Source organism: Caballeronia catudaia, from assembly GCF_001544755.2.
GTDB lineage: Bacteria > Pseudomonadota > Gammaproteobacteria > Burkholderiales > Burkholderiaceae > Caballeronia > Caballeronia catudaia.
Genome location: NZ_FCOF02000017.1, coordinates 61,102 through 85,630 on the forward strand (window position 1 = coordinate 61,102; position 24,529 = coordinate 85,630).

The 24,529-nt window shown below is 58.2% G+C and carries 23 protein-coding genes and 1 pseudogene; 15 read left to right on the plus strand and 9 right to left on the minus strand.

The genetic code is table 11. The annotated features are described in order from the left end of the window. Window positions 1-356 precede the first annotated feature (356 nt). Window positions 357-548, plus strand: a complete 192-nt coding sequence (locus tag AWB75_RS19255; RefSeq protein WP_061125678.1) for a hypothetical protein — start codon at window positions 357-359, stop codon at window positions 546-548. Between the two features lie 152 nt (window positions 549-700). Here the strand turns inward: AWB75_RS19255 and AWB75_RS19260 are convergent, their stop codons facing one another. From AWB75_RS19260 to AWB75_RS19275, 4 genes are all read right to left on the minus strand, one after another. Then, window positions 701-973, minus strand: coding sequence for a hypothetical protein (locus AWB75_RS19260; protein WP_061125679.1), 273 nt, complete (start codon window positions 971-973; stop codon window positions 701-703). A 213-nt stretch (window positions 974-1,186) separates the two neighbouring features. Further along, window positions 1,187-2,146: an SOS response-associated peptidase family protein gene (locus AWB75_RS19265; protein ID WP_061125680.1), complete on the minus strand. Its 960-nt coding sequence runs from the start codon at window positions 2,144-2,146 to the stop codon at window positions 1,187-1,189. Window positions 2,147-2,183: 37 nt separating this feature from the next. After that, window positions 2,184-2,528 (minus strand): hypothetical protein, encoded by a 345-nt coding sequence (locus AWB75_RS19270; RefSeq protein ID WP_061125681.1) that lies wholly within the window; start codon window positions 2,526-2,528, stop codon window positions 2,184-2,186. 17 nt (window positions 2,529-2,545) lie between these two features. Beyond that, window positions 2,546-2,794, minus strand: coding sequence for an AbrB/MazE/SpoVT family DNA-binding domain-containing protein (locus AWB75_RS19275; protein WP_327219361.1), 249 nt, complete (start codon window positions 2,792-2,794; stop codon window positions 2,546-2,548). A 108-nt stretch (window positions 2,795-2,902) separates the two neighbouring features. On the opposite strand from AWB75_RS19275, the gene imuA reads away from it, so the two are divergent. The 6 genes from imuA to AWB75_RS19305 all read left to right on the plus strand — a co-directional run bounded on the left by imuA (window position 2,903) and on the right by AWB75_RS19305 (window position 9,073). Continuing rightward, window positions 2,903-3,616 carry a translesion DNA synthesis-associated protein ImuA gene (gene imuA / locus AWB75_RS19280; RefSeq protein ID WP_061125682.1) on the plus strand — a complete coding sequence of 238 codons (714 nt, stop codon included), beginning with the start codon at window positions 2,903-2,905 and terminating at the stop codon, window positions 3,614-3,616. After that, complete coding sequence (locus tag AWB75_RS19285; protein ID WP_061125683.1) at window positions 3,540-5,003, plus strand: Y-family DNA polymerase; 1,464 nt, start codon at window positions 3,540-3,542, stop codon at window positions 5,001-5,003. Before imuA ends, AWB75_RS19285 begins: the two co-directional genes overlap by 77 nt. Before the next feature lie 30 nt (window positions 5,004-5,033). Further along, window positions 5,034-8,162: an error-prone DNA polymerase gene (locus tag AWB75_RS19290; protein WP_200823005.1), complete on the plus strand. Its 3,129-nt coding sequence runs from the start codon at window positions 5,034-5,036 to the stop codon at window positions 8,160-8,162. A 101-nt stretch (window positions 8,163-8,263) separates the two neighbouring features. Further along, window positions 8,264-8,485, plus strand: a complete 222-nt coding sequence (locus AWB75_RS19295) for a hypothetical protein (RefSeq protein WP_061125685.1) — start codon at window positions 8,264-8,266, stop codon at window positions 8,483-8,485. A gap of 134 nt (window positions 8,486-8,619) precedes the next feature. Next, window positions 8,620-8,829 (plus strand): dodecin, encoded by a 210-nt coding sequence (locus AWB75_RS19300; protein ID WP_061125686.1) that lies wholly within the window; start codon window positions 8,620-8,622, stop codon window positions 8,827-8,829. A gap of 25 nt (window positions 8,830-8,854) precedes the next feature. After that, on the plus strand, window positions 8,855-9,073 hold the full coding sequence (locus AWB75_RS19305) for a hypothetical protein (protein ID WP_061125687.1): 219 nt from the start codon (window positions 8,855-8,857) through the stop codon (window positions 9,071-9,073). Window positions 9,074-9,117: 44 nt separating this feature from the next. On the opposite strand, the gene ligD is transcribed toward AWB75_RS19305, so the two are convergent. Both ligD and AWB75_RS19315 read right to left on the minus strand, forming a co-directional pair. After that, window positions 9,118-11,628: a DNA ligase D gene (ligD, locus tag AWB75_RS19310; RefSeq protein ID WP_061125688.1), complete on the minus strand. Its 2,511-nt coding sequence runs from the start codon at window positions 11,626-11,628 to the stop codon at window positions 9,118-9,120. A gap of 82 nt (window positions 11,629-11,710) precedes the next feature. Beyond that, window positions 11,711-11,890 (minus strand): hypothetical protein, encoded by a 180-nt coding sequence (locus AWB75_RS19315; RefSeq protein WP_061125689.1) that lies wholly within the window; start codon window positions 11,888-11,890, stop codon window positions 11,711-11,713. A 199-nt stretch (window positions 11,891-12,089) separates the two neighbouring features. On the opposite strand from AWB75_RS19315, the gene ku reads away from it, so the two are divergent. From ku to AWB75_RS19335, 4 genes and pseudogenes are all read left to right on the plus strand, one after another. Then, window positions 12,090-13,007: a non-homologous end joining protein Ku gene (gene ku, locus AWB75_RS19320; protein WP_061125690.1), complete on the plus strand. Its 918-nt coding sequence runs from the start codon at window positions 12,090-12,092 to the stop codon at window positions 13,005-13,007. Further along, window positions 13,004-13,846, plus strand: a complete 843-nt coding sequence (locus AWB75_RS19325; protein ID WP_061125691.1) for a tetratricopeptide repeat protein — start codon at window positions 13,004-13,006, stop codon at window positions 13,844-13,846. The genes ku and AWB75_RS19325 overlap by 4 nt, the downstream gene beginning before the upstream one ends. Before the next feature lie 94 nt (window positions 13,847-13,940). Further along, window positions 13,941-14,622 (plus strand): annotated as a pseudogene (locus AWB75_RS19330) (SDR family oxidoreductase). 40 nt (window positions 14,623-14,662) lie between these two features. Then, window positions 14,663-15,058, plus strand: coding sequence for a hypothetical protein (locus AWB75_RS19335; protein WP_143746457.1), 396 nt, complete (start codon window positions 14,663-14,665; stop codon window positions 15,056-15,058). Window positions 15,059-15,772: 714 nt separating this feature from the next. On the opposite strand, the gene AWB75_RS19340 is transcribed toward AWB75_RS19335, so the two are convergent. Further along, the gene (locus AWB75_RS19340) at window positions 15,773-17,536 is read right to left on the minus strand and encodes a hybrid sensor histidine kinase/response regulator (protein ID WP_235012159.1); all 1,764 of its coding nucleotides are present in this window, start codon (window positions 17,534-17,536) and stop codon (window positions 15,773-15,775) included. 322 nt (window positions 17,537-17,858) lie between these two features. On the opposite strand from AWB75_RS19340, the gene AWB75_RS19345 reads away from it, so the two are divergent. After that, the gene (locus tag AWB75_RS19345) at window positions 17,859-19,526 is read left to right on the plus strand and encodes a hybrid sensor histidine kinase/response regulator (protein WP_061125694.1); all 1,668 of its coding nucleotides are present in this window, start codon (window positions 17,859-17,861) and stop codon (window positions 19,524-19,526) included. Window positions 19,527-20,194: 668 nt separating this feature from the next. Here AWB75_RS19345 and AWB75_RS19350 read toward each other — a convergent pair. Beyond that, window positions 20,195-20,578, minus strand: a complete 384-nt coding sequence (locus AWB75_RS19350) for a hypothetical protein (protein ID WP_061125695.1) — start codon at window positions 20,576-20,578, stop codon at window positions 20,195-20,197. Between the two features lie 236 nt (window positions 20,579-20,814). Here AWB75_RS19350 and AWB75_RS19355 point away from each other — a divergent pair, with 236 nt between their 5' ends. The 3 genes from AWB75_RS19355 (at window position 20,815) to AWB75_RS19365 (ending at window position 22,839) form a co-directional block, all read left to right on the plus strand. Continuing rightward, the gene (locus AWB75_RS19355) at window positions 20,815-21,255 is read left to right on the plus strand and encodes an Hsp20/alpha crystallin family protein (RefSeq protein ID WP_061125696.1); all 441 of its coding nucleotides are present in this window, start codon (window positions 20,815-20,817) and stop codon (window positions 21,253-21,255) included. Between the two features lie 9 nt (window positions 21,256-21,264). Then, window positions 21,265-21,678 carry an Hsp20/alpha crystallin family protein gene (locus AWB75_RS19360; protein WP_061125697.1) on the plus strand — a complete coding sequence of 138 codons (414 nt, stop codon included), beginning with the start codon at window positions 21,265-21,267 and terminating at the stop codon, window positions 21,676-21,678. A gap of 738 nt (window positions 21,679-22,416) precedes the next feature. Further along, the gene (locus AWB75_RS19365) at window positions 22,417-22,839 is read left to right on the plus strand and encodes a response regulator (protein WP_143746458.1); all 423 of its coding nucleotides are present in this window, start codon (window positions 22,417-22,419) and stop codon (window positions 22,837-22,839) included. A 164-nt stretch (window positions 22,840-23,003) separates the two neighbouring features. On the opposite strand, the gene AWB75_RS19370 is transcribed toward AWB75_RS19365, so the two are convergent. Further along, on the minus strand, window positions 23,004-23,795 hold the full coding sequence (locus tag AWB75_RS19370; protein ID WP_061125699.1) for an alkaline phosphatase family protein: 792 nt from the start codon (window positions 23,793-23,795) through the stop codon (window positions 23,004-23,006). Between the last annotated feature and the right edge of the window lie 734 nt (window positions 23,796-24,529).

Below are 24,529 nucleotides of genomic sequence, written 5' to 3' on the forward strand. Positions count from 1 at the left end.
CGGCGAGCCCGATGAGGCATTTTCAGTTTCTTCGCGTGTACCCCGCACTTAAGCGTGGGAACCATGTCCGGCGGTTGGGAGCGTGGTCGCTTCCCTCCGGAAAACAAGAACGGAATGTTTCCGAGTTACCAACAGAAGCTTTGTCGGGTGTCGCAATGAATCACACACGTCGCTGCCGCGGCCCGGCGGCCTAGAGGCGATGGCTTCAGAATTGGTGTTTGTAAACAGTAAGTTAGGTCTGTTTGTCGTGACAGAGCGCGCTTGGCACAGAACGTGGATGGAGCTAAGCGAGCGTAGATTCGAACCGCTCATTCACATCCCGTCCCTTGCGCCAACTACTTTTAAGGTGAATCGAAATGAGCACACTCACTATTGTTGACCTGCATCACGAAGAAGAGCTGTCTCGTATTGAGATGGCACGCGTCGTCGGTGGGCATGACGTGGAAAAAGAGAAAGCGCTCGTCGAACTCTACGGCGTTATAAATTCGATAAACACTTTGGAGAACACGCCCGACCCGGCTCCCGGCCACGTGTCGATGAAGCTGTAATTACCGGCCCTTAATAAAGTGCAAGCGTTGTTGCTTCGACGACTTGCGTCCCGCGTGGCGTAGCATCTGCACCGCTTTCGTCACGCGGCGCTTGCACTCGAAGTTGCACGCCGAAGACATGAAGCAAATTCAGGAACCGATGGCCTTCATGGTTAGACCTCGAACGGGTTGCTAGTGTCTTTCGTTTCGGTACTAAGGTTGTACTCGGCGCGCACAGCCTTAAGCACGCCCTCAATGTCGCGCTCGAACCCGACTGCGTTCCCGAAGTTGGTCATGTTCCAGTTGCAACCGGTTTTGTCCGGCTCTTGCAGCTGGGGCCGCGGCACACGAATCTTCACTCCATCCTCGACGACTTCTTGCAGTCGATGAATTCGACGGTCGACCTCTTGCTGAAGCCGCGAAGCATTAAGCGTCTTGCGTATCACCCGAGCCTCCTGTCGAATATCTAAGCCAGTCTAGCGCACTAGCGGTGTACCGCGACCTATGGTCGATATGCGGCTTGCCATCAGAAACCGCTCGACCGGTGCGTCAGGGAGCATCGCCAAGTTGAGGCGGCGAATCACGGTGTCGCGGCAGCCAATGGTACGACCTTGATGCGCTAGCTCCGCTCCCAACGCCCTCGTTCGCCGAGTGCATCGTTACGCTGCAAGTCGATGCTCATAATATGGCCGGTCTCTGTCATCGAGGATGGCGTACATCGCCTTCAAAGCTGACGGATTCGGATTGAGCCACGCCCCAATATTCTCAGCTCTGATGGGCACAATGCACCGGTCGTGGCCTGCAGCCTCGACTTCCGGCGGCGGCTCATCCGTAATGGCAGCGAATGACAGCAAGTCGGGCTGCCCTGGCCCGGTCCATTTCGACCAGAGGCATGCGACGTGCATCAACTGGCCGTTGTTCGGACGGAACTCGAGGACGACCTTCTCGTCTTTCTCATGTGTCTCCAGCAGCGTGCCTTCCATTTTGGCTTTGCTGACGTTCTCGTAGAAGACATCGACGAGTATCAGGCCGTGCGTATAGCCGAAACACGGCTTCCAGAATCCTTCAAGATTGTCGCGTCGTGCGTTGTAGGTGCCTGGATACTTCACGTCGTAGTTCGCTGGTTTGCCAGCAATTCGGCACTGGTAACGCATCGGCTTGACCACGTACTTGTCGTTCTCCATGACAAGCACGGGTGCATAGGTTCCAGGAAAAATCCGTGAGTCGCGCGGCTTCGCCTCGGTTCGGTTGACGTCCTCGAGGCGGCGCAGCGACGCGTCGATTTTGTCTGTCGCGATGCGCTTACTCTCGGTGGCGGCCTTCGTTATCTTCGACTGCAACGTCCGCTCGGCATCTGCGAGGCGGGTTCGCTGCTTGAAGAGTTCCTGCTCGAGCTTCGTCGTCTGTTCGGCGTTGAACCGGTCGATAGACGCTTTTATTTGTCGCTCTTCATCTGTTTGCGGGTCGCGAAAGCTGTCGTCGACCGCCTTCGGAATCTTCGCCTTGCTACCTTCAGCTCGTTCGAAGTAGAGGCGCGCAAATTCCTCGATGTCCATGTGTGCACCGAAAGTCTTCACGTACTTGCGATAGTCCGCCTGGATTTGGGCCGAATAGCACATGGGTGGTTTCTATTGGTCGATTTGATAGCGGGCCAGCTCAAAGCGATTCCTTGCACAGCTTCATCATCTTCTGGACCACCGTGCTCGCGCGGTTGAGCGTCATTTCGCCGGTGAACAGTGCCGGCACGTCGCTCTGCCGAACAGCGATGCCGGAGTCCTGCAGCTCGTTCTTCGCAATCTTCAGCGCAAGCTGCCCGAGGAGCACTCGGTCGAGCCAGTGCATTGCCACGGCGTTGCGCGCGAGCCAGATTCGGCAGCTCTCGACAAGATGGTCGATTCGCCACTCATACGTCAGCGTTCGCGACGCAGCGAGGGTTGCGACCAGGAAACACAACAGGTCGGCGCGCGCGCCCGGAAGTTCGTCAATGTCGAGTCTGTCCATTTTCGCTGTCAACTGCGCTAGGGGTCCATGTCGTCAATATCAACGCTCTTACGGACATTCAGCGACCCGGCTAATTCCCGAATCGACAGGGTTTTCGCTCTGACGAGCACATCACCCTCGGGCGTGACGTGCCAGTGTAAGCGCGTACATGACTTGGCGTTGAGCACCTTTCTGACTTGAGCGGGGACGGTTGTTCGCCCCCTGGATGAAATTGTGGATTCAGCCATACACCGCTCCTTGCATCTCCGAGGGATAAGCACTGGCATTGACGGTCAGCATAACCCTTGGCGCGTCCAGTGACGACCTAAAAGGGGCAATTCACTGCTTCGGATTTTGAGTTACGATACTGTATAAATATACAGTGCTTTCGAGAAATGGCTGCCTTGCCCCAACACATCGAGTCGATTCATACGAGCCTCTGGCGCGGGTCTCAGCTCGCCCGTGCGTACTGCAAGGCAGTCGATACGGGGTATGCGGCCCTGAGCGCCGAGCTGCCCGGCGGCGGCTGGCCACTGGGAGCGTTGGTGGAGTTGCTCGTCCAGCAACCCGGAATAGGCGAGATGCGGTTGTTGAGGCCCGCACTCTCCGAATTGAGTGCCCGACCGGTGGTGCTTTTGCAGCCACCGCACATTCCCAACGCGTTGGCGTTTCCGTTTCTCGGGCTGCCGATGAACAAGCTGATGAGACTGCGAGCGCCGAGGACGGCGGACGCGCTCTGGTGCGCCGAGCGCGTGCTTCAGGCAAAAACCTGCGGCGCCCTCGTGTTCTGGCAACAGCACATCCGGGCCGAGGCACTGCGACGGCTTCACCTCGCAGCGCAGGCGACGGAAACCTTGCTGGTGCTAATCAGGCCGCTGGCCAGCGCTCAAGACGCATCGCCGGCGACGCTCCGATTGGGAGTCAGACCGGCTGACGGCGGCCTCGTCGTCGATGTTGTAAAGCGACGAGGCCCGACACGAACCGAAACATTGTCCGTCGCTCTGCAACCGTCACCGATTCTTCTCAGTCCTTATGGCCGTGTTCGTCGCCATCTTCCTGCCCCGGCTTTCGCTGGAGGTGTTCCGTCCGCGGTGGTCACCGCCGACTGAGCACGGGTGCGTCGTGCTGGAGCGCGACAAGGTGATTGTGATGGACTCAGTAGCGCGAGAAGCTGGGGTGCTCCCAGGAATGAAGCGAGGCGGAGTGATAACGCTTTCGCCTGACGCGGCGGTCTACGACAGAAGTGTAGAACGCGAGCGGGAGATGCAGCGCGAAGTCGCTTTCGGCTTATTGCGCTTCTCGCCGCAGGTTGCCGTTTGCGACGAAGAAACCATCGTAGTCGACGTGACGGCGAGCCTGCGTCTGTTTGGCGGCATCCGCAGTATCTGTTCGCAGCTGCGAAACGTCGTCAAGTCGATAGGCGTGACGGCTCGCATGAGCGTTGCACCAACAGGACAAGGTGCATGGCTGCTTGCAAAGCGTGGCCGATGCCGCGTGCTCAAGATGCGGTCGCTCGAGCGAAATCTCGATGCATTGCCGTTCATGGTTGTGCAAGAAGTTCGTGCGTTCGCCGATTGGTTCCATGGCCTCGGTTGTCGAGTGTTGAGTGATATACGGCGCCTGCCACGTGCCGGATTGAAGAAGAGGTGCGGCGTGGACTTGCTGGATTCGCTCGACCGGGCCTACGGTCTATCACCTGAGCTATATGAATGGCTGGACGTTCCTCCAACGTTCAGCGCGCGAACGGAACTGCCGGATAGGGTGGAGCACGCCGAAGCCGTTCTCTTCTCGGCGCGCCGGCTCATCGTTCAGCTCTGCGGCTGGTTGAGTGGGCAACAACTTGCGCTTACTCACGCGACCGTATCGCTCGAGCATGAGCGAGGACGTCAAGCTATTGAACCCACCGTCATCGAAATTGCACTGGCGGAGCCGACTTGGCATGAAGAGCATCTCGTCCGCTTGCTGAAGGAACGGCTTGGTCGCATCGAACTCGAGGCAGCTGTAATCGCTGTTCGTCTCACTGCATCAAAGGTTGAGGCGGCCGAGCCGCCCAGCGACTCGCTCTTCCCAGACCCGGGCGGTTCGGCCGAAGACCACAATCGTCTCATCGAACTGCTCGTGGCCAGACTAGGTGCCGAGAACGTGCTGCGCCCGGCACCAACGTCCGACCATCGACCTGAGGTCGCTAATCGATGGGCGCCGATTCAAGAAGACGTGAAGACGACCGCGTTGCCGCAGGCGTTGCCACGACCGACGTGGTTGCTGGACGCTCCTTTGCGCTTGATGGTCAAGAATCATCGCCCGTTCTATGGCTCACCTCTGAAACTCGTCTCAACTGGCGAGCGCATCGAGGCCGGTTGGTACGACGGCGAGTTGGTCACCCGCGACTATTACGTGGCCGAGGCGGATGACAAAAGTTGCTACTGGATTTACCGCGAGCGTCCAAGCGCAACGACGGAAGAGGTCCGCTGGTTTCTCCACGGCCTCTTTGGATAAGAGGGTGCGGTCGTGGACTTGCTATCGTCGATGCTTCCCGCTTACGCGGAGCTTTTCGCCTTCACGAACTTCTCTTTCCTTCACGGCGCTTCGCATGGAGAAGAGTTGGTGCTGCGCGCCTCACAGCTTGGCTACTCTGGCCTCGCAATCACCGACGAGTGTTCGCTTGCCGGAGTAGTGCGAGCGCACGTTCAAGCGAAAGAGGAGAAGCTACCGCTAATCATCGGCTCGTATTTTCGCCTCGTGCATGCAGACAAGAGCCCGGCGTTCGGCCTCATATTGTTAGCTCAAAATCGCAATGGTTACGGCAATCTGTCCGAACTCGTCACACTCGGACGTATGCGCGCGGTGAAAGGGACCTACCTGCTCACGCCGCATGACATTTCCAAGCCAGAGAAGGACTACGCACATCTGCGCGGGATGCCCGACTGCCTCGCTATTCTTGTTCCGGACTTTCCTGCGAAAGAAGACGCGCTTGCCGCTCAACTTGAGTGGATGAACGATGTCTTCGCCGAGCGGGCGTGGGTCGGTCTCACTCTGCAACAGCGCGCGATGGACGACATCCACCGCGGTGTCGTCGAGTACATCGCCGACCAATATCGCATTCCCGTCGTTGCGACGGGGAACGTCGTCATGCATGTGCGGTCGAGAAAGCCGCTGCAAGACACGATGACGGCAATCCGTATTGGGAAGCCCGTTGCCGAATGTGGTTATGACCTGGCGCCGAACGCAGAGGGGCATCTGCGCTCGCGGTTGCGCCTGGCAAATCTCTATCCACCGCATACGCTGTCCGAAACGCTCAACATTCTGGAGCGATGCAATTTCTCGTTGGACGAGCTTCGATACGAATACCCCGACGAACTCGTCCCCGAGGGGTTCACTCACGAGGCCTACCTGCGCCAAGAGACGTACATCGGCGCACATCGCCGGTTCCCGTCCGGCATCCCGCACGCGGTGCAGGAGCAGATTGAGCACGAATTGCAGCTCATCCGTGAACTGCGGTACGAGGCGTATTTCCTCACCGTCTATGACATCGTCCGCTTTGCGCGTAGTCAACACATCCTATGTCAGGGCCGCGGTTCTGCTGCTAACAGCGCCGTGTGCTACTGCCTCGGCGTGACCGAGGTTGACCCTTCGCGCGGCAACATGCTATTCGAACGCTTCATCTCGAAAGAGCGAGGCGAGCCGCCAGACATTGACGTCGACTTCGAGCATCAGCGTCGCGAAGAAGTCATCCAGTACATCTATCGCAAGTACGGTCGCGACCGCGCCGCGATTGCCGCTGCTGTTTCGACTTATCGTCCTCGCGGGGCGCTGCGCGAAACAGGGAAGGCGCTCGGCATCGACCCACAAATCGTCGACAAGGTCGCGAAGGCGCATCAGTGGTTCGACCATTCTCGGGACCTGCTCCGGCGGTTCGAGGAATCCGGCCTCGACCCTTCGAATCCACTCATTGCGATGTGGGCGACGCTCGCCGCGCAGATACTGAACTTCCCGCGCCATTTGTCGCAGCACTCTGGTGGGTTTGTCATCAGTCGCGGCAAACTTACGCGGCTGGTCCCCGTTGAAAACGCCGCCATGCAGGACCGGAGCGCGATTCAATGGGACAAGGACGACCTGGAGGCGCTTGGCCTGTTGAAGATTGACGTGCTCGCGCTCGGCATGCTGTCTGCAATCCGTCGCACGCTCGACATTGTGTCCGAGCAACGCGGTGAGCGCTTCGAGATGCAGGACATCCCGGCCGAAGACGAAGCGACGTACGAGATGATTTCGCGCGCTGACACGGTCGGCGTCTTCCAGATTGAGTCGCGCGCTCAGATGAGCATGCTGCCTCGCATGAAGCCGCGCGAGTTCTATGACCTGGTCATTGAGGTGGCCATTGTGCGTCCAGGTCCTATTCAAGGCGGCGCCGTTCATCCTTATCTTCGACGTAGGCAAGGCCTCGAGCCAGTAAGCTATCCAAGCGAGGCTTTGAAGACGGCGCTTGGGCGGACGCTCGGCGTGCCCATCTTCCAAGAGCAGGTCATGCAAGTCGCCATCCTGGCAGCCGGCTTCACACCTGGCGAAGCAGACCAACTTCGCCGGGCGATGGCAGCGTGGAAGCGCAAGGGCGGCTTGGACAAATACTATGACCGTATCGTTGGCGGCATGCTCCAACGAGGCTATGACAACGAATTCGCTGAGTCCATCTTTCAGCAGATTCACGGCTTCGGCGAATACGGCTTCCCAGAGAGCCACGCGGCCAGTTTTGCGCTTCTCGTTTATGCGAGCAGCTGGTTGAAATGTCACGAACCCGCCGCCTTCCTCGCTGCGATGCTCAATAGTCAACCGATGGGTTTCTATTCTCCGTCGCAACTGTTGCAAGACGCCACTCGTCACGGCGTGAAGGTCGTTCCTGTTGATGTGACCATTAGCGGGTGGGATTCTGTTCTCGAAAAGCAAGCTGACGGCTCCGTCGCAGTGCGCCTCGGACTCTCGCTACTCAAGGGCATGAAAGATGGTGCTGCAGAGCATATCGAGGCAGCGCGAGCCGTGAAGCAATTCTCGAGCGTGAGCGACCTCGTAAGACGTGCGCAACTAGACCGTCGCGACTTGCAAGTGCTCGCTGCGGCCAATGCACTTGCGTCGCTCTCCGGGAACCGGCGCGAGGCACTCTGGCAGTCAGTCGCCGCGGTCCCGGACCGCGACATTCTTGCGGAAGCGCGCATCGACGATGAAACCCCGATGCTCGGTTCGCCGTCAGAGGCCGAGAACATCGTCGCTGATTACAACTCGACCGGTCTTACCCTCGGGCGTCACCCGCTGTCGTTGCTCCGCTCGACATTGCTCGAGCAGCGGTTAATGCCGGCCTCAACCTTGATGACCTACCGGAACGGTCGGCTTGCTCGTGGCTGCGGCCTGGTTACTGTACGTCAAAGGCCCGGTACGGCGAAAGGCGTCATGTTCGTAACGATTGAAGACGAGACGGGGAATGTCAACCTCATCATCTGGCCGTCGCTGCTAGAGCGTCAGCGGCGAGAAGCACTTGGTGCTGCATTGCTGGGTGTGTACGGCACCTGGCAGTGTGAAGGTGAAGTCCGACACCTCGTTGCGCAGCGGCTTGTCGACATGTCCCATTTGCTCGGCGGCTTGAACACAGTGAGCCGTAACTTCTGCTGAATCCCAGCAGCGGCCCAAGGACGCGGGGCGTTGAAGTCGTGGCGCGCGAGCGGCGGAACGGCGATTGCTCTCGCTTCATTAACCACAACTTGGAGGCAACTATGGCTGGCGACACTGCATACAAGCCGGGCGAAATCGTGAAGGTTTCAGGCATCTACTCGGTCGTTCATGACGACGGCAAAGACACGTTTGAGGTGACGTGCGTAGAAGGCGAGCACTTCCCGCCGACTCGAAGCGGCAAGGGAGCGCATTTCGAACTGAAGTACGCTGCGACGCATTCGCACAAGCATGACGCCTTGAAGGGCGCAGAGGCGCGCAACTGACGTCGTAGTGTCCCCATGGCGCAGCGGACGCTGTGGAAGGTCAGCTGCGCCTGTCTTCCAGGTGGCTCTCGACTGTTGCCCGTACGCGATTGCCACCGCAAGCCCGAGCAGCTTGTATTTAGTCTGGAGCTTTCATGTCCGAACACGTGTACGAACTCCTTGAAGTCACCGGCTCTTCGCCGATTTCATCCGATAATGCGGTGCAGATAGCGCTCCAGAAGGCCTCTGTCAGCGTACGGAACCTTGAATGGTTTGAGGTTACGGAGGTTCGCGGGCACACCGACGACGTCGACATCCTTCACTGGCAGGTGACGCTCAAGGTCGGTTTTCGTGTCGAAGACTAAGCGACCGCGTGAAGAGTAAAGCGAAATGAACGGCGAAAGTGACGAGGCACGAGCCATCGCGCGTATTGCAGACGCGGCTCGCGAGGTATTGTCAGCCTCCGAGTCGCTGGAGGAGTTTGTCAAGACGTCGGTCGATGAAAGCTCGCGGGCCCTCCATTTGGCTCGTCTGACCGCTGCTGTAAATGAGTTACAAACAGCGCGTGAAGCGCTGGACGGGTTGCTGACACGGAACTTAGAGGTGTGAGCACGTTCGCCGAATCCCACGTCATTGCTGGACTGCAGCGTCGCCTATGGCAGACGCTTGATTGCCGCTGATAGGGAGTGACCGGAAGCCCAGAATTCTGACCAAGGGTCGCTCGATTGAAAGCTCAGATATTCGCGTGCTGTTTGAACGTTCCATTGTGCTCCGCTCTTAATTTCAGAAAGCTGCTCCCAGGCGACTGGCATCGATACCCCCATCCCGGGTCGAGCTCGAGCAGAGAATGCTGCGGCAGTGGTCTGTGCTTTTCCATTGCGCAGATAATCAACGTAAATCTTGCCGACTCTATTCGACGGACCGGATACTGCAGAGAAGCGCTCTGGAATTGTCTTCGCGAGGTGGCGGACGAATGACTGAGAGAAAGTTTTGACCGTCGCGTAGCCCAGCCGGGGAGCAAGTGGAACGACGACATGCAGACCCTTTCCGCCACTCGTCTTCAGCCAAGCCTTCAGGTCCAGTTCCGAAAGCAACGCTCGAACGAGTTGAGCAGCTTCTTGCACGTGAGGCCACTTCACGCCTTCACCGGGGTCGAGGTCGAAGATGACGCGGTCAGGTTTGTCCAACCGACAGACGACGGAGTTCCACGTGTGAAACTCGATGGTGTTCATCTGTGCAGCGGCTAATAGTGCGTCCGCCGTGTCGACGGTCAACAATGGCGGGTGACCCGGCCACAGTTCGCGGTCGTGAGCCGCTAAGCCTGGCATCGCGGTTCGCTCGGCATGCTTTTGAAAGAAGAGCTGACCGGACACACCCTCCGGCGCACGGACCAGTGCAACCGGGCGGTCCTTCAAGTGAGGCAGCATCCACTCGACGACGCTTGCGTAGTATCTGACAAGGTCACCTTTAGTGACTCCCGATGATGCGTCAATCACTCGCTCGGGGTGCGTGATTTTGAGCTCGGGAGGTGGCGTAGGAAGCTCAGTCTTCCCGCCTTCGCGTACGACGCTGCTGGCAGGCTTATCGAGTCGTAACCCTCGAAACGAAGCCTGTCGAATAACACCTTCCGCGGTCCATTCTGCAAACTCAACTTCGGCGACCTTGGTCGGCTTCACCCACAGCTCACTTCCGGCCGCACGTCTTGACCATCGTCCGGGCTTTTTCACGGGCGTGTCGAACGGCGCTCCATCCACTTGAAGCGGCGCTAGTTGCTGCCATAGTTCTCGCGCAGTCTTGGAACTCCAACCGGTCCCGACGCTTCCTGCGTCATGAAGCTTCTTTCCCGAGTAGTAGCCGAGAAGGAGGCTGCCAACCTCGCCTGCGTTGCCGCCACGACCGGTCATGCCGCAGACGACGAATTCCTGGCGCAACCGCGCTTTCGCTTTCAGCCACGTTTCCGTGCGACCTGATTGATACGGCGCGTCTCTGCGCTTCAGCACTAGGCCCTCAAGACCGAGGCCGGCTGCTGCCTCGAACACCCGAACGGGCGGAGCGTCGAAGTCTTGGCTGAAGATGAGGTGCTCGCTGCTGCCGTCGAGAAGAGACGCTAGCCGGGCGCGCCTCGCCCACAATGGCACCTTTCTCAAGTCTTGTCCTTCCAGATACATCAGGTCAAAGAGAAAGTAGACGATGTCTGCATTGGTCGCTCCGCCGATTGCATCTTGGAGTGCCGAAAAGCTGGGAATGCCGTCCTTCAAGACGACAATCTCGCCGTCGAGCCAGGCGCTCGAGACAGCGAGCTTTTGTATTTCCACTTTGAGCGTTGGAAACTTCGCCGTCCAGTCGTGACTATTTCGAGTGAACAGCTTGACTCGCTTTCCGTCTATACGAGCCAGCAGCCGATAGCCGTCCAGCTTTGTCTCGGTCACCCAATCGCCGGTCGTGGGAAGAGTGTTGGCAAGCGTTGCGAGCTGCGGCTCAAGCTTCGCAGGTAACGGTGCGTCTTCCGCAGCGGAGAAGTCAGCGTCTTGCTCTGTCGCCCGTGAACGTCTCGCTGCTCTCGGCTCACGTTCTTCGACGAGCCCGAGCGGATTTGTGATGACGCTGTCAGGAAGTGCTTTAATGACGTCGTATTCGTCGAGCGGGCGCGCCCATTCGTCCCGCTTCTTGAAGAGCATCCATTGGTCTTGTTTGTCGTCGGGCTTTGAGATGCGCACTAACTCCCATAAGCCGGCGAGCTTTTCGCCATGCAGGCGGAACACGAGCTTGCCGACTCCCATGCCCTTGACCGCGTCGCCTACCGGTTCCCATGTTCCCCGGTCCCACACAATCACCGTACCGGCGCCGTACTGCTTTGGCGGAATCGCGCCTTCGAACCCTGCGTAGTCGATAGGATGGTCTTCGACGTGCACAGCCATCTGCTTTCTGCTGGGGTCGTAGCAAGGACCTTTGGGAACGGCCCACGATAGCAGTACGCCACCCAGTTCGAGTCGGAAGTCGTAGTGCAGACGGCTCGCCCAGTGTTTTTGGATGACAAAACTCAGGCTGCCTGCATCGCCGGCCGTTTGAGCTGGCGATGCGGACGGCTCGGGAGTGATACTGAAGTCGCGCTTCTTTCGGTAGCGTGAAAGCGGCGGGGACTTCGTGTCATGAGGCGAAGCCATGTTGGGTGGTCAGCAAGGCGACGTGCGAGCCGGTCGCACGCCTTTCGCGATAGCGTCGGAACCCGCGCTCGGGAGCCATCGCTCACGCAGCATCGTTACGCTCGGAGCCGTCGCCGGCCTCCTTGTCGTCGTCTGTCTCGATGCGTGTAATGCCGCCGGTGGCGGGCGGGTCGCTTGCCGGAAAAGTCTCCTCGACCGATTCATCAATAAGGTCCTCGGACTTCTCGCTGTTGGGGTGCTGCTCTTTCGTCTTCGTAGCCATGTTTCCTCCGTATCTTGCACGACTGGGAAAGCAAGCGATATGCCGACATCTGTGTCGGCGCCCTAGCTGAGCGGCTGTGGCCGCGCCGCGGATGCCTCGGCACGGGCGGTGCTATTCTGTCTACGGCGCCCCGGCGGCCGTGGGCGACGATTGCGTCCTTTTCATCCGGCAAATCCCAACTGCCGGCTAGGAGAAGCCCATGGCAGCTCGCTCAATCGCGTCGCTCTCTCTATCTTTCGGATTGGTCTCCATTCCCGTCCGACTCTACTCAGCGACTGAAAGCTCGTCCGAGGTCCGGTTCAACATGCTGGCGCCGGATGGCTCGCGCGTGAAGCAGCAGTATGTCTCCGAGTCAACGGGAAAGGTTGTCGAACGAGCCTCGATGCAAAAGGGCTACCAGTTTGAAAAAGACCGATATGTTGTCTTCACCGGCGAGGAGCTGAAAGCACTGGAAGAAGGCGCAAGTCACGTTGTCGAAATTGTCTCCTTCGTTCCGGAGAAGGCGGTGGACCCTTTGTTCTACGACAAAGCTTACTTTATTGCACCGGACAAGCGAGGCGGAAAGCCATACAGCCTGTTACAGCGGGCGCTTGCTGAGACTGGCCGATGCGCGCTGGCGAAATGGTCCTACAAAGGGAAGACTCGAATTGTCCAGATACGCCCGACCGACGATGGCATGGTGTTCCAGCAGTTGCTCTTCGCAGATGAAGTCCGCTCGTTGAAGGACCTGGACATCGAGCACGTGGCGGTCTCTGACGCCGAGTTGAAGCTTGCGGTCCAAATCATCGAACAGGGCGCCGAAGACAATTACGACGCATCCGCATATGAGGACGAAGAGAAGAAGCGCATTCTCGCAGCAATCGACCAAAAGATTGAAGGCAAACAGATTGTCGCGCCTGCGGGCGGCGAAGCTGCACCGACTGGCGAGGTCATCGACCTGATGGAGGCGTTGCGTGCAAGCCTCGCAAAGAGCGGCGACAAAGCCAAACCCTCTGAAAAGCGCAAACCTGGAGTGAAGGCGGTTGAAGAGCCGGTGGTTCCGAAGACGCGCAAACCTGCCGCACGAGCGCCGAAAGTCGCCACCGAGGCTCCAGCAAAGGTGCGTGCCCGCAAGTGAGCAAGCGCGACGTATCACATCACGTCTCGCTCGCCAAGCTTCAATCGATGCTTGGCGTTTCGCGGCGCGTTGTTGGCGGGCTCGTTGACCTCGGGCTGGTCACGCCCACCCGCGGACCGCGTAACGCGCTGCGCTTTACTTTCCAGGACGTCGTCTTGTTGCGCACAGCACTGCAACTCCGTACGGCCAAGACAACTCCACGGAAACTGCGAGAAGCACTTGCGCGACTCAAGCGCGAGCTCCCGAATGAACTCCCGTTGTCCGGGATTCGCGTCGCCGCCGAGGGCGACGCGATTGTCGTCAAGACAGGTCCCTCACGCTGGGATGCAATCACGGGGCAAATGCTGCTGGACTTTGAAGTGGCGGAGGTTAAAGGCGATGTCGTCCTGTTAGATGCATCACCCGAGCGAAAAAGCGTTGCGGCAGCTCAAGCCCAGGAGCGCTACGAGCTAGCCGAGCAATTGGTAAAGACCGACGCGGATGCCGCTCAGCGCCACTATCGGCGCGCCATCGAACTGGCGCCAGAACCGTTCTATGCGGCGTTCGTCGATTTAGGCGCATTGCTATGCGAGCAGGAGCATCAATGTGGCAAGGCGCTCGAGGTATTTGACGAAGCGCTACGGCACTTTCCAGACGACGCAATTCTGCACTTCAATCGAGCGGTGGCGCTCGACACGATGGGGCGCCTCGAAGAGGCTCGGGCGAGCTACGAGCGGTGCCTCACCCTGAACCCCGACTACGCCGATGCCCATCACAATCTCGCAATGTTGCTGGAAAAGCGCGGTGACCGACGGGGGCTAATCAGGCACCTCAACGCCTACCGAAGACTGAGCAGCTGATGGACTGGCGACGTCGAAAACCAATGAACGGGGAGCTTCCATGGGTACGCAGATGCAAGTCAAAGTAGCGTTGGTGACGGGAGCAGCATCGTAAATAGGCCTTGCGAGTTCTCAGATGCTTGGCGCCGCTGGAGCGCGTGTGGTGTCGGCGGACCGCGATGATGCAGCACTCGCATCCGTTTGCAAGCAGTTGGGCTCTGCGGCGATTCCCCTGTCAGTTGACCTTCTTGACGCGATTGCATGCGCTGCGTTGGTGCCCCGAGCGCTCGATGCAGCGGGTCAAATTGACATCCTTCACGCGAACACGGGCACCTACGTCGGCGGCGAACTGGTAGACGCAGATTCAGCGGCAATCGACAGGATGCTGAATCTAAACGTCAATGTCGTCATGAAAAATGTGCATGATGTCCTGCCGCACATGATGGCGCGGAAGACCGTCGACATCATCGTGACGAGTTCCCTGGCGGCTCATTTCCCGACACCATGGGAGCCGGTATACGCCTCATCCAAATGGGCAATCAACTGCTTTGTGCAAACGGTGCGTCGGCAGGTCTTCAGGCACGGCATTCGAGCCGGGTCCGTTTCGCCCGGACCGGTGATTAGTGCCCTTCTCGCGGACTGGCCCGAGGAGAAGGAAAGAGGCGAAGGAGGCGGGCAGCCTCATCGAGCCTAGCGAAGTTGCAGACGCCATCAAGTTCATGCTGACACGACAACGAGGATTGACCATTCGTGATGTCGCGCTAATGCCGACGAACTTCGGCGCGGTGCATATTTAAGCTTTGGCAAAGCCTTGAACTCAGGCTGACGCGTCCTAAAATGCATGTCATCATGACCACGCCTTGCTGCTCTACCGATATGACATCTTCCGTTAGCGGAGATTTGCGCGCGCAGACAGAACTGCTGACCTTCCTCGTCATCTCGCACCTTGCGACTAAATTCGCGACCAGTGAGTGGATGTCGACAGAGAATACCGTGGAGTCATCGACTTACTGGTCAAAGGCATTGCAACGTGATGAAGACCTCGTGGCCAGGGTCATGCTAACAAGTCGAGCGCTATTGATTGCGAAGGTCATTGAAGCTGAGACCGGTCTCACGCTGAGCGGCAGTGCCTTAGCTGCTATTTTCGACAGCAATCTGCGGCTCGACTTCTCGTCTGCAACGACCCGCGAAATCTACCGCCGTTGTGAGACGTATTTGTTGGCGGCAAAGTAGTTGCGCGATGGGAACGGGCTTTTCAGTTATAGCCATCTCTCGGTCGTGCCCTTGGAGCTTCCTATACGTCTCAGCTTTTTGCGGACTTCGCGCACGCCATGGGTAAGCTGAATCGGTGGCAGCGTGTCGATTTTTATCATTTTCATGTGGTGCTCCAATCGCGTGCTTGGCGGTACTGCCATGCCGCGACAACTCGACGCAAGTCTCGCGCCCGTGCTTGACGCATCAGCGCGCAAGCCCGTTGCGCCCGCTAGCTAAGTCTGAACCAATGGCGAAGGACGGGAATGCCGCGGCTGATGGGACTGGCGAGAAGACGACGCGTTCGCCGTGCTGGAGGTCAGCAGGAGCCGCGCTACGGTCGACATGCTGCGGCGCACAATTTTGCTGCCAAGCAAAAGTCTGAAAGCTTTGACTTCTCTGTGCGGATGAAAAAGAGGAAAAAAGATGGTCACGACGCTGAAGTAGGGGCGACATTATTAAACCGGTGGCTGCTGAAATCTGGCGAGTCAGAGGCGCCCGAATCGACCTTTGAACTTCTGCCCGAGCGAGGACCAGGATTCCCCTGCTTCGCGGCCTGCTCTCCCACGCGGACGACGCGTGCGACGGGATGGAAGTCGAATGCCTTCCTTTCGAAGACGGCTCGCGTGTACTGCGGCTCGTTCGTTATCGACCGCCCTCATCCTTTCCCGATGCGTGGTCGAAGGCAGAACGCCGTCAACTACTGTCAGCCAGTGGTCGCGGCGGCCGCTCGACTTGCAACACCTGTTTCAGGTCCTCAAGCGCCGGCGGTTTCACGAGGTAGCAATCGAAGACTCCGTCTTGGCGCTCGGTCGGTGCAGCGTCTCCAGTGAGGGCCACGAGTCGAGTCATCGAACATTGGGGATACTGCTTGAGCAAACTGGCGAGCGTCGGACCGTCCATGCCCGGCATGTGTACGTCAATCAATGCGAAGTCCGGTATGAATGAATCAACGATAGCCAGCGCCTCGGAGCCGCTTTGCGCGCGCCGCACGTCATGCCCATCTAGCGCCAGCAACATCGAGAGCGCCTCTGTCGCATCGCAGCTATCGTCAACCAACAAGATTCGAGCAGGCGGAATGCCATGCGTGGTCGGAGCAGAATGCCCGACGCCGCTCTTGCATACGATGGGCAGCCGAATTGTCACGCAGGTTCCTTTGCCTACACCGTCGCTCGCGATTGTCGCAGTGCCATGATGCGCTTGGACGAGATATTTCACGACGGAAAGACCTAAGCCCAAGCCCCCGTCAGCACGCGTACCTAGGTAGGGCGACTGCTCGTACAACTCAAAAACCCGCGGTAGCAGGTCTGGCGCGATTCCGATACCAGTGTCGGTCACCGAGATGACGGCGTTCCATCTCGATTGCTCGTTTCCGGCCATCGCGTCCGGGTCGGGCGCCTCAACGACCAACCTAATCTCGCCGCCGGGGGGCGTATATTTCACCGCATTCGACAGTACGTTGCAGATAACCTGCGTCAGCCGAGCCGAATCGGCAAACACCGTCACGGGGTATGGCGGCAAGGATGCGCACAAATGTTGTCTGCGCTTTCTCGCATATTCGCCGACGGCGGCCATGGCGTCCTTGACAATGTCACCAATCAGACAGTACCCGAGGTTGACGCAGAGCTTGCCGTGCCGGACGCGCGATGCATCGAGCAAATCACTCACGAGGCGTTTAATCTGCTGAACCTGACGGTGCGCTAGGGCGAGGGCCGAAAGCACTGCGGGATTTCCCGCTGAGAGTTTCTGTGCTGCCTCCAACGCCGCGTCTATGGGCGCAAGGGGGCCACGCAGTTCATGGGCCAGTGTGGCGATGAAGTTGTCTTTATTCGCCTCGGCCCGCAGCAGCGATTTCTTGGCCGCTTCGGCCTCCTCCGCGCGCGCTTCAGCGTCGGCCTTTGCGTCCGCAACATTCAAGGCCGCGAACGCGAAGTCGGCCAAGCTCGACAGAATGCGACAATGCTCGGCGTCGAACTGTATCTCGCTATCATGGGATAGGACCCAAAGCGCTCCCCGCGGACCGTCTGCGCCCGGGACCGGTACAACGAGCTCTTCGGTGATGTGGGGTTCAATCACCGAAAGGCACGGGAATACCAGCTTCGGAGAAGATATGAGTTGAGGTGCGCCTAAGCAGAATGCCAGCCCGCCGGGGCTCTCGTCCGTCGGGATGACGTGGCCGGCGAGCCGAGCGCACTGACCCGACGCCGCAAACCAACGGAAGGTATCCGGCTGGCCTGGCTGCTGTTCGTGAAGGCTGATTCCCGCGCTTCCAGCGCGACACAGGGCAAGAGCGGTGTCGACCAACGTCTGCAGCATCGCCCTCTTCGACGTAGTAAGCGCCTTGGCCAGAGCGTGCAGAGCCGCATTTTCCGCAGCGTAGTCGGGCAAGCGTTGGGGACGAGAATCCAGTCGGGAAGTGACGATTGAACCCGTGCGTTGGACTCGCTCGACGATAGACATTTCCGACGACTCCTGCATGTTAGCTCTGATTTCAGGCTGAAGGCAGTGAGCGTGCATTAATTGTAGGCGTTCTACCTTCGTTCTGCGAGGCTGACTGTGTAGCGAAGTCGCCCTTTATGGACACTGGAGAAAGTGCATTAAGGTGATAGTCTCCCGCGCTGCGTGATACCTGGTAAGGGTTTGGGCGTTTCATCGATGAAGGTGCTCGCAGAACACCCAAGCGCAGAAACGCCTCTCTCTATCGAGCCTAAGGCATTTTGATTGCTACGAGTCGTTATTCGTGGCCGCTCCTCCCGTTCGCGTTCCTGCCCCGGTCCGCTGCATGGTGCTGTCGCCTGCGACTTACGACGGTTCGCTTGCTGCGAACTCGAATTTCAAACTTATAAAAAAGGCCAAGGTAATGACCGACATCGACAGCCCGTCGAACTGGCATCCGGGGGTTGAGAACAACGGGACGCGCACCGATGATGCGACGTTCAGGCTGCTCGTTGATTCAGTCCGCGAGTACGCCATCTTTCGGCTGAGCGAAACTGGAATCGTTTCCACATGGAACCCTGGAGCTCAGCGCGTCAAGGGCTACGCCGCCGACGAAATCATCGGGCGGCACTTCTCGGTTTTCTACACGCCCGACCAACGTGCGAACGGTCGGCCCGAGGAGGTGCTGCGTCGCGCGCTCAGTACCGGACAGTATTCGGAAGAAGGCTGGCGCGTACGCAAGGACGGCTCTCTTTTTTGGGCCAGCATCGTCGTCTCCGTTATTCGTGACGGTGACGGCAGACTGCTCGGCTTCGCCAAGGTCGTCCGCGATATGACCGAACGACGAAGGCTGGAGGAACTTGAGGCTTCCAGCCGTCGGATGAATGAATTCTTGGCAATGTTGGGACACGAGCTGAGGAACCCGCTGGCGCCAATACGCAACGCAGTCGGGCTTCTACAACAGCAGTCTCTCCCCACTGCCGACATTCTCCGCCGCACCCGGGACATCGTTGACCGGCAACTCGCGCACATGACCCGCCTCGTCGACGACCTTCTTGATGCCGGGCGGATTACGACGGGGAAAGTTCGAGTGACGCCAGCACCCGTTTCCATCCAAGAGGTCATTGACCGCGCGATGGAAGCTGTTCGGCCCAAGGTCGAAGCGAAGGACCAAACGCTTGATGTCGGTCTGCCCAATGAGCCCGTTATCGTCAACGGCGACATGACGCGCCTCATTCAGGTGATTCACAACCTCCTAGACAACGCCTCCAAATATACACACGCGGGCGGCCTTATTCGGCTCCAGGCGCTGCACGTCGACTGGATGATTTCGATTTCCATCGAGGATAACGGTCGTGGGATTGCGCCCGAGTCACTCGACGTCGTATTCGACCTATTTGCGCAAGAGAAGGACCCTGACGCGTCCACGGAAGAAGGTGGCCTAGGTATCGGTCTGACTTTGGCGCGCTCACTTGTTGAACTGCATGGCGGTCGCATCGAGGTCCAGAGCCCGGGCGCCGGCCGCGGCACTAAATTCACCGTTTGGCTACCCGCTTACAAAGAGAATCCGCAATTTGCAAGTCGAGAGACACGACCGCTAGGGCCCCGCACACCGCAGATAAAGGTTCTAGTAGTAGACGACAATCACGACTCGGCGGACAGCATGGAAATGCTACTAGAAGCTCTCGGTCACAACGCCTTGAAAGCATATAGCGGCGCGGAGGCAATAGACATAGCAGCTTCATTTCGTCCAGAGCTGGTTCTTCTTGACCTATCGATGCCCTTGGTGACGGGCTACGAGGCTATAGGTCGCCTGCGAGATGTCGCACGCAACGACGCGCTTGTCGTTGCAGCAGTGACCGGGTTTGGCCAGGCAGAGGACCGGCAAAGAACCCAAGCTGCAGGCTTTGATGCGCATTTGACGAAACCGGTTGGCTTAGCCGAGCTAGAGTCGGTCCTCGTACTGGCGGACGATAGGATGCGAAAAGGCGTTCCGACGCGAGCACCGGAGTGATTCTAAGGCCGCTGCGAGAGTACGTAGGAACACCAACGTACGGCCGAATACAAAGCCGCGCGCACAGCTTGTCCGTTCGTCATGCGGGCACGTGCTCTGCTCATTGCGCGCATCAATGCGTCTCAAAAGTGACTCGCGCAAGAAGACGTTTGGAAGACCGCATCTAAGCAGGGTCACCCGTTGTAAATCCAACGAGTGCGAGCCGCGGCTCTTTGAGCGGCGGCTCGCGCGGATACTAAAACAACTTGTCCCGCTACACCGGGATTTTTGCCCAGATGGGCGAGCGTTGCTCCAAGTATGAAGGCAGTTATCCGACTGACTTGTCGGTACTGTCATGCGCTTGACGACCAAATTTCCTGTTCAATTTCGATAGACTTACCTCCCACGAGTTTTTCCAACGTTTCCTCGCATCTGCGAGCTTCGAATTCGCTTGGATAACTACACGCCGAAATTTCAACGAATGGTTCTTCACGGACTGAGTCATCGCATTCTTGTAATGACTTGGTTGCGACAGCACCGTCTTTTGTGCGACGTGCAACAGCGGAGTCGCACAGGCAACCGTCGCTATATGAGTGACCTTGACGAACCAAAATTTAGTAACGACGGAAGCATGCGTCAATAAGCATTCTGGAATAATCGGCGCCCGCGTCCATAAATGAACTTGTATGTCACCGTATGGGCGGCGCCGCGCCAAACTTCTCCGCCAACATTCTCTCGTAGACACCGAAGTGCAAGTCAACCTCCTCCTGAGGTACGGTCTGCACGAATATGTTCACCTTCTCGGATGGTAGCCCCATCACTGTTGCTACGGCTGCTTCGAGTTGCGGCGCGCAGATGCGGTCCTCCGGCAAGGTTGAACCGACCGTGATGTCGTAGCTTTTTTCTTCTCGTAGAACGATGTCCACGAAGCGCGCCCGGGCGCTCATATTGTTGTCGACCGCGAGCCGCGTTACCTCGGCTAATTGGTGCATAACCTCGGTTGGGAAGCCCTGCGCCGACCGCAGTCGAATGCGGTGCTTACCCAGCGTGCGCCAGTCTGTATCGAATTCCATAGTGTCCTCCTAGTCAATACGGCGGCGGGAGGATATGGGCGAAGTGTGTGTTTTCAAGCTCCAAAATTTTTCGGTGAAGCTCTTGAAAACCTATATGCCGTTACTATTGTTGGCGATGCAAGGCAGTCGCTCGCAATCGCGCGCGCTGCGTGTTTCAACTTAATTGTCCGCGGCATCGGGGCAGCTGGGCTGATTCGCGTAAGCAGCTCCCCGCCCGCCGCAAGAGGAGAGCGCAAATGAGTGATGCATTCACCACACCCGACGTCTTCAGCGAACTGGACCGTCTGCAGCGCCAGATGTCTAGCCTGTTCGGCGGATTCCCTACCAGTCTTCGTTCGACGCGTGTCGGAACGTTCCCGCAAATCAACGTCGGGTCGACTGAAGATTCAGTCGAAATCGTCGCATTCGCGCCAGGCCTGGATGTGACCAAGATAGACGTGTCCGTCGACAAAGGATTGCTCACTATCGCTGGCGAAAGAGCTACGGGCTATCAGAATTTGCCCGAGGGCGCCCGACAGTATGCGCAGGAGCGCTTCAATGGGTCGTTCCGCCGGGTTATCGAACTCCCGCAGCAGGCAGACCCCGACAAGGTCCAAGCCAAGTATATCGATGGCTGTCTTCTGATTTCAGTTGGCAAGCGCGAGAACTCCAAGCCGCGCTCGATTACTGTACAGTGAGGTGACACCATGAGCGACAACACGAATACCCAAATCGCAGAAAGCAACCAGGGTGCGGTAACGCGTCAAGAAGCAACGGAGGCGCGTCGCCGACAAACGTTGGCGCCCAGCGTGGACATCGTTGAGGACCTTCACAAAGTCACGCTTTGGGCGGACCTGCCCGGTGTTTCGAGGGATAAGCTCGATGTGAAAGTAAATGACGGCAGCCTGACCATCGAGGCCGAATCGGTGGTTCCCGTGCCGGCAAACCTGCAGCTCGCACATACCGAAGTCCGGGCACCGTACTTCGGCCGAACCTTTTACGTCAGCGAGGACTTTGACACATCGAAGGTCGAGGCGTCACTAAAGGACGGCGTGTTGACACTCACTATCCCGCGTCGGGAAGAAGCGAAGCCACGAAGGATTCAAGTGTCGGCAGATTAGTGGGAGGGCGCGCGGCGGCGAAGCGAGTGCCTTGCCGTCGGCGCCAGTAGGAGAAACGCTTGTAGGGCGGGCGCCACATCGTTGGCGTTGCAGGTTTGCTAGTGGGCGGTCCGGTTACAATGAGACTGCCCATCCGGGCAAATCGAAACTTACCGTCCCTTCGAAGAAAGCCGCTATGAAAAACGTGTTCAAGACTACTCTTGCTTTGCTTCTTATCACTGCATTTGCAGTCCCCGTCGCAGCAACTGCGAAGACGCACCACCACAAGAAGCATCATCACCATCACACCGTGAAGCCGCACGCTTGAGCTGGTGATAGTCTAAAGACCGAATCGCGCATGTCGAACGCCTGTTTAGGGCACCGCCCCCGGAAGGGTTTTCAAAGCGGTTCGGTCCCAGTCGAGCTTGGCCATCGGAGACAGCCCGCGCCCGACAATTCGTGAGAAATGCACGCGAACTGTGTTGATTCTCGCCGCTTTAAGCTCCTGCTGAGAGGGAGGCGATAACGGCCTGCAACGTTTGCCCCTCGCTAGCTACTTGCGAGCCATAGGTCGAATCGCGGTACACCCGTCTGTCCTCATCGAATGCACCGAATCCAGCAGAGAATCGGACCCGCGCTCGAGACCCTGGCCCTTGAACGAGCGTTTAATGATATTCATTAGTGTGCGCTTGGCGCCATTCGAGTGGGACGACCGCCTTGCATAATGCACGATTGAACAGGCGGCAAAGGGAGAGCGCGATGGTGACCGAACTAGCGAACTGGACGCAACGTCGAGTTGAGCTTCTCGAACGGGTGCTCATTGTCGACGATTACCGAGGGGCGGCCGTCGCTACGGCCGAATGCCTATCGTTAGAGGGGCTTCAAACAAGAGTCGCAGGAGGTTGCAGCGAAGCGTTGGAAATTATTCGACACTGGTCGCCCGACGTGGTGTTGCTCGACTTAATGATGCCACAGAGGGATGGCTTTGCGACTGCGCGTGCCATTCGCAGCAATCCGCATTCGGCCGCGACGTTCATCTGCGCATACACATCGAAAGACGGAGATTTCGTCGCGCGAAACCGCGAAGGGGTTCTCTTCGACGCATATTTCAGAAAGGGCGCGTCGCCCGACCGCCTCCTAAAATTCCTACGCGGATTGTGTGTCTGTCATGAACTTCAATGAATGAGGGCCGCCATAAGGAGACGGCAACCTGCAGTCGCGTCCAACAGTGTCCGCGGCTGTTCTCCTTGATGACGCCAGAAGACGGTCGGAAGGTCGACGGCGTGCCCTCCGAACGCTCGATGTTCTCAACGAAGATGGCTCGACGGTCGCATCAATCGGCAGCGTCAGTGGTGCGCATACAGTGGCAAGAAAGGGTCCTTCGAGCGCGGAGCGCCCCCGCTCGTCGGTCTCGTAGCGCCGGCGGTTGTGATAGGCGTTGGGCAGACCGGAACTTCAGTGCGAGGGTTCGAAAGACTCAACTTCTTTGTAAAGTCATCGGCTGCGCGCACGCGTGCTGTCAGGCCGAGAAATCCATTGAGCCCAAGCAGCTTGTCCGTTGTCTTTAGAACGGATGTATGGTCGTATAGCGAATGGTCGATAGTACCAGCCGGAACGAAGGGCGAGACCACGATAGCAGGCACCCGTACTCCCAGCCTGTCGAAAGAAAAGTTATGCGTCTTCAGACGGGCGTTCTCGTCTGAGCCTGGCGGCACGGCAGTAGGAGGTGTCACCTGGTCGAAGAAGCCGCCGTGTTCGTCAAAGACGAGCAATAGCACGCTGCTAGACCAAACGTTTGATGCGCTGATAGCGTCATAAACCTGCTTCACTAAAGCTTCGCCTTTTCGGACGTCACCGGCCGGGTGCATCGAATTGCCATTTCGAAAGTCTTTCTTTGCGTCGTACGTCGACTCAATGAATATGAACTTCTCCGCCAGCGAATTGGAGGCAAGCCGGGAGAGAAGCGTATCCATTCCGACGATGCGGCTGAGCAGGTGCTGCATTCCGTAGATGCCGCGCGTCTGAGCGACGTCACCCTGTACGATGAGCCAATCCGACGCCTGACTCTTCGAAAACACTGTGCCGTTTAGGAAAGTAAAAATCGGCGCGTTGAAAAGCACGGCCTCCAGAAATTGCACATCACTCGGAGAATGGTTGCACTGGAAATACGAACATAGATGAAGGAGTCGTTACCTCTTCTTGGCATGCAGCGCCTCAGTCTTAACGGCTTCGCGGTTGAACACGTGCGACAGAGAGTTTGTTACTGATGCCCCCGTGCCAATCTTGCATCCTGTGTTACGCGGCATACACGAGATTCGGTGTTTCCCGACCGACCCAGAGAATACGCATCCGCCTCGGCATCGCTTCGGGGCCGGACGCTCTACTGTCCATGTCGGCGGCGAATTAGTCCGGTAAACGCTTTGCTAACTCCCCGCGGAGATTCCGTTCGGAGCAGAGGGAGGCCGTACAGCTTTCGCCTGTAACGACGATTGGAAGAGCCAACAGAGAGCCAAGGTGCACGTCGACCAAGAGAAAGGAGTCCATTTCGCTCGGGAAAGGCGTGGTCGCATCCGTGGCGTTCATCGCGTTTCCGAAGAACCCGTCGTCGACGTGTCTGCAGCGAACGGCGGCTAGCCCCCCCGATGGAACGTCAGAAGCGTTTCGTCCGCGCTAAGAATCAAGTAGCCCCTATGTGTCGGGTGAAGACGCGCGCCGGTGCGCATATTGCGACTTTGCACTTCGTACCCACCCTGTGCTCGCATGTTATTTGCTGGCAGAAGAGTGCCGCGATAATTCGCGGCGACCTCGAATCGATTTATCACCGTAGGAGAGACGTTCACCGGAATCGCAATTCGGCTTTCGACATTGACGA

What these genes read in the sequence shown, in the direction of transcription:
- AWB75_RS19355 (WP_061125696.1), top strand. Translation starts at nt 20,815, where the DNA reads ATGAGTGATGCATTCACCACACCCGACGTCTTCAGCGAACTGGACCGT.
- AWB75_RS19265 (WP_061125680.1), bottom strand. Translation starts at nt 2,146, where the DNA reads ATGTGCTATTCGGCCCAAATCCAGGCGGACTATCGCAAGTACGTGAAG.
- AWB75_RS19290 (WP_200823005.1), top strand. Translation starts at nt 5,034, where the DNA reads ATGCTTCCCGCTTACGCGGAGCTTTTCGCCTTCACGAACTTCTCTTTC.
- AWB75_RS19285 (WP_061125683.1), top strand. Translation starts at nt 3,540, where the DNA reads ATGGCCGTGTTCGTCGCCATCTTCCTGCCCCGGCTTTCGCTGGAGGTG.
- AWB75_RS19335 (WP_143746457.1), top strand. Translation starts at nt 14,663, where the DNA reads ATGCATGTCATCATGACCACGCCTTGCTGCTCTACCGATATGACATCT.
- AWB75_RS19315 (WP_061125689.1), bottom strand. Translation starts at nt 11,890, where the DNA reads ATGGCTACGAAGACGAAAGAGCAGCACCCCAACAGCGAGAAGTCCGAG.
- AWB75_RS19270 (WP_061125681.1), bottom strand. Translation starts at nt 2,528, where the DNA reads ATGGACAGACTCGACATTGACGAACTTCCGGGCGCGCGCGCCGACCTG.
- AWB75_RS19300 (WP_061125686.1), top strand. Translation starts at nt 8,620, where the DNA reads ATGTCCGAACACGTGTACGAACTCCTTGAAGTCACCGGCTCTTCGCCG.
- AWB75_RS19350 (WP_061125695.1), bottom strand. Translation starts at nt 20,578, where the DNA reads ATGGAATTCGATACAGACTGGCGCACGCTGGGTAAGCACCGCATTCGA.
- AWB75_RS19275 (WP_327219361.1), bottom strand. Translation starts at nt 2,794, where the DNA reads ATGCCAGTGCTTATCCCTCGGAGATGCAAGGAGCGGTGTATGGCTGAA.
- ku (WP_061125690.1), top strand. Translation starts at nt 12,090, where the DNA reads ATGGCAGCTCGCTCAATCGCGTCGCTCTCTCTATCTTTCGGATTGGTC.
- AWB75_RS19295 (WP_061125685.1), top strand. Translation starts at nt 8,264, where the DNA reads ATGGCTGGCGACACTGCATACAAGCCGGGCGAAATCGTGAAGGTTTCA.
- AWB75_RS19255 (WP_061125678.1), top strand. Translation starts at nt 357, where the DNA reads ATGAGCACACTCACTATTGTTGACCTGCATCACGAAGAAGAGCTGTCT.
- AWB75_RS19305 (WP_061125687.1), top strand. Translation starts at nt 8,855, where the DNA reads ATGAACGGCGAAAGTGACGAGGCACGAGCCATCGCGCGTATTGCAGAC.
- AWB75_RS19345 (WP_061125694.1), top strand. Translation starts at nt 17,859, where the DNA reads ATGGTGCTGTCGCCTGCGACTTACGACGGTTCGCTTGCTGCGAACTCG.
- imuA (WP_061125682.1), top strand. Translation starts at nt 2,903, where the DNA reads ATGGCTGCCTTGCCCCAACACATCGAGTCGATTCATACGAGCCTCTGG.
- AWB75_RS19360 (WP_061125697.1), top strand. Translation starts at nt 21,265, where the DNA reads ATGAGCGACAACACGAATACCCAAATCGCAGAAAGCAACCAGGGTGCG.
- ligD (WP_061125688.1), bottom strand. Translation starts at nt 11,628, where the DNA reads ATGGCTTCGCCTCATGACACGAAGTCCCCGCCGCTTTCACGCTACCGA.
- AWB75_RS19340 (WP_235012159.1), bottom strand. Translation starts at nt 17,536, where the DNA reads ATGTCTATCGTCGAGCGAGTCCAACGCACGGGTTCAATCGTCACTTCC.
- AWB75_RS19365 (WP_143746458.1), top strand. Translation starts at nt 22,417, where the DNA reads ATGGTGACCGAACTAGCGAACTGGACGCAACGTCGAGTTGAGCTTCTC.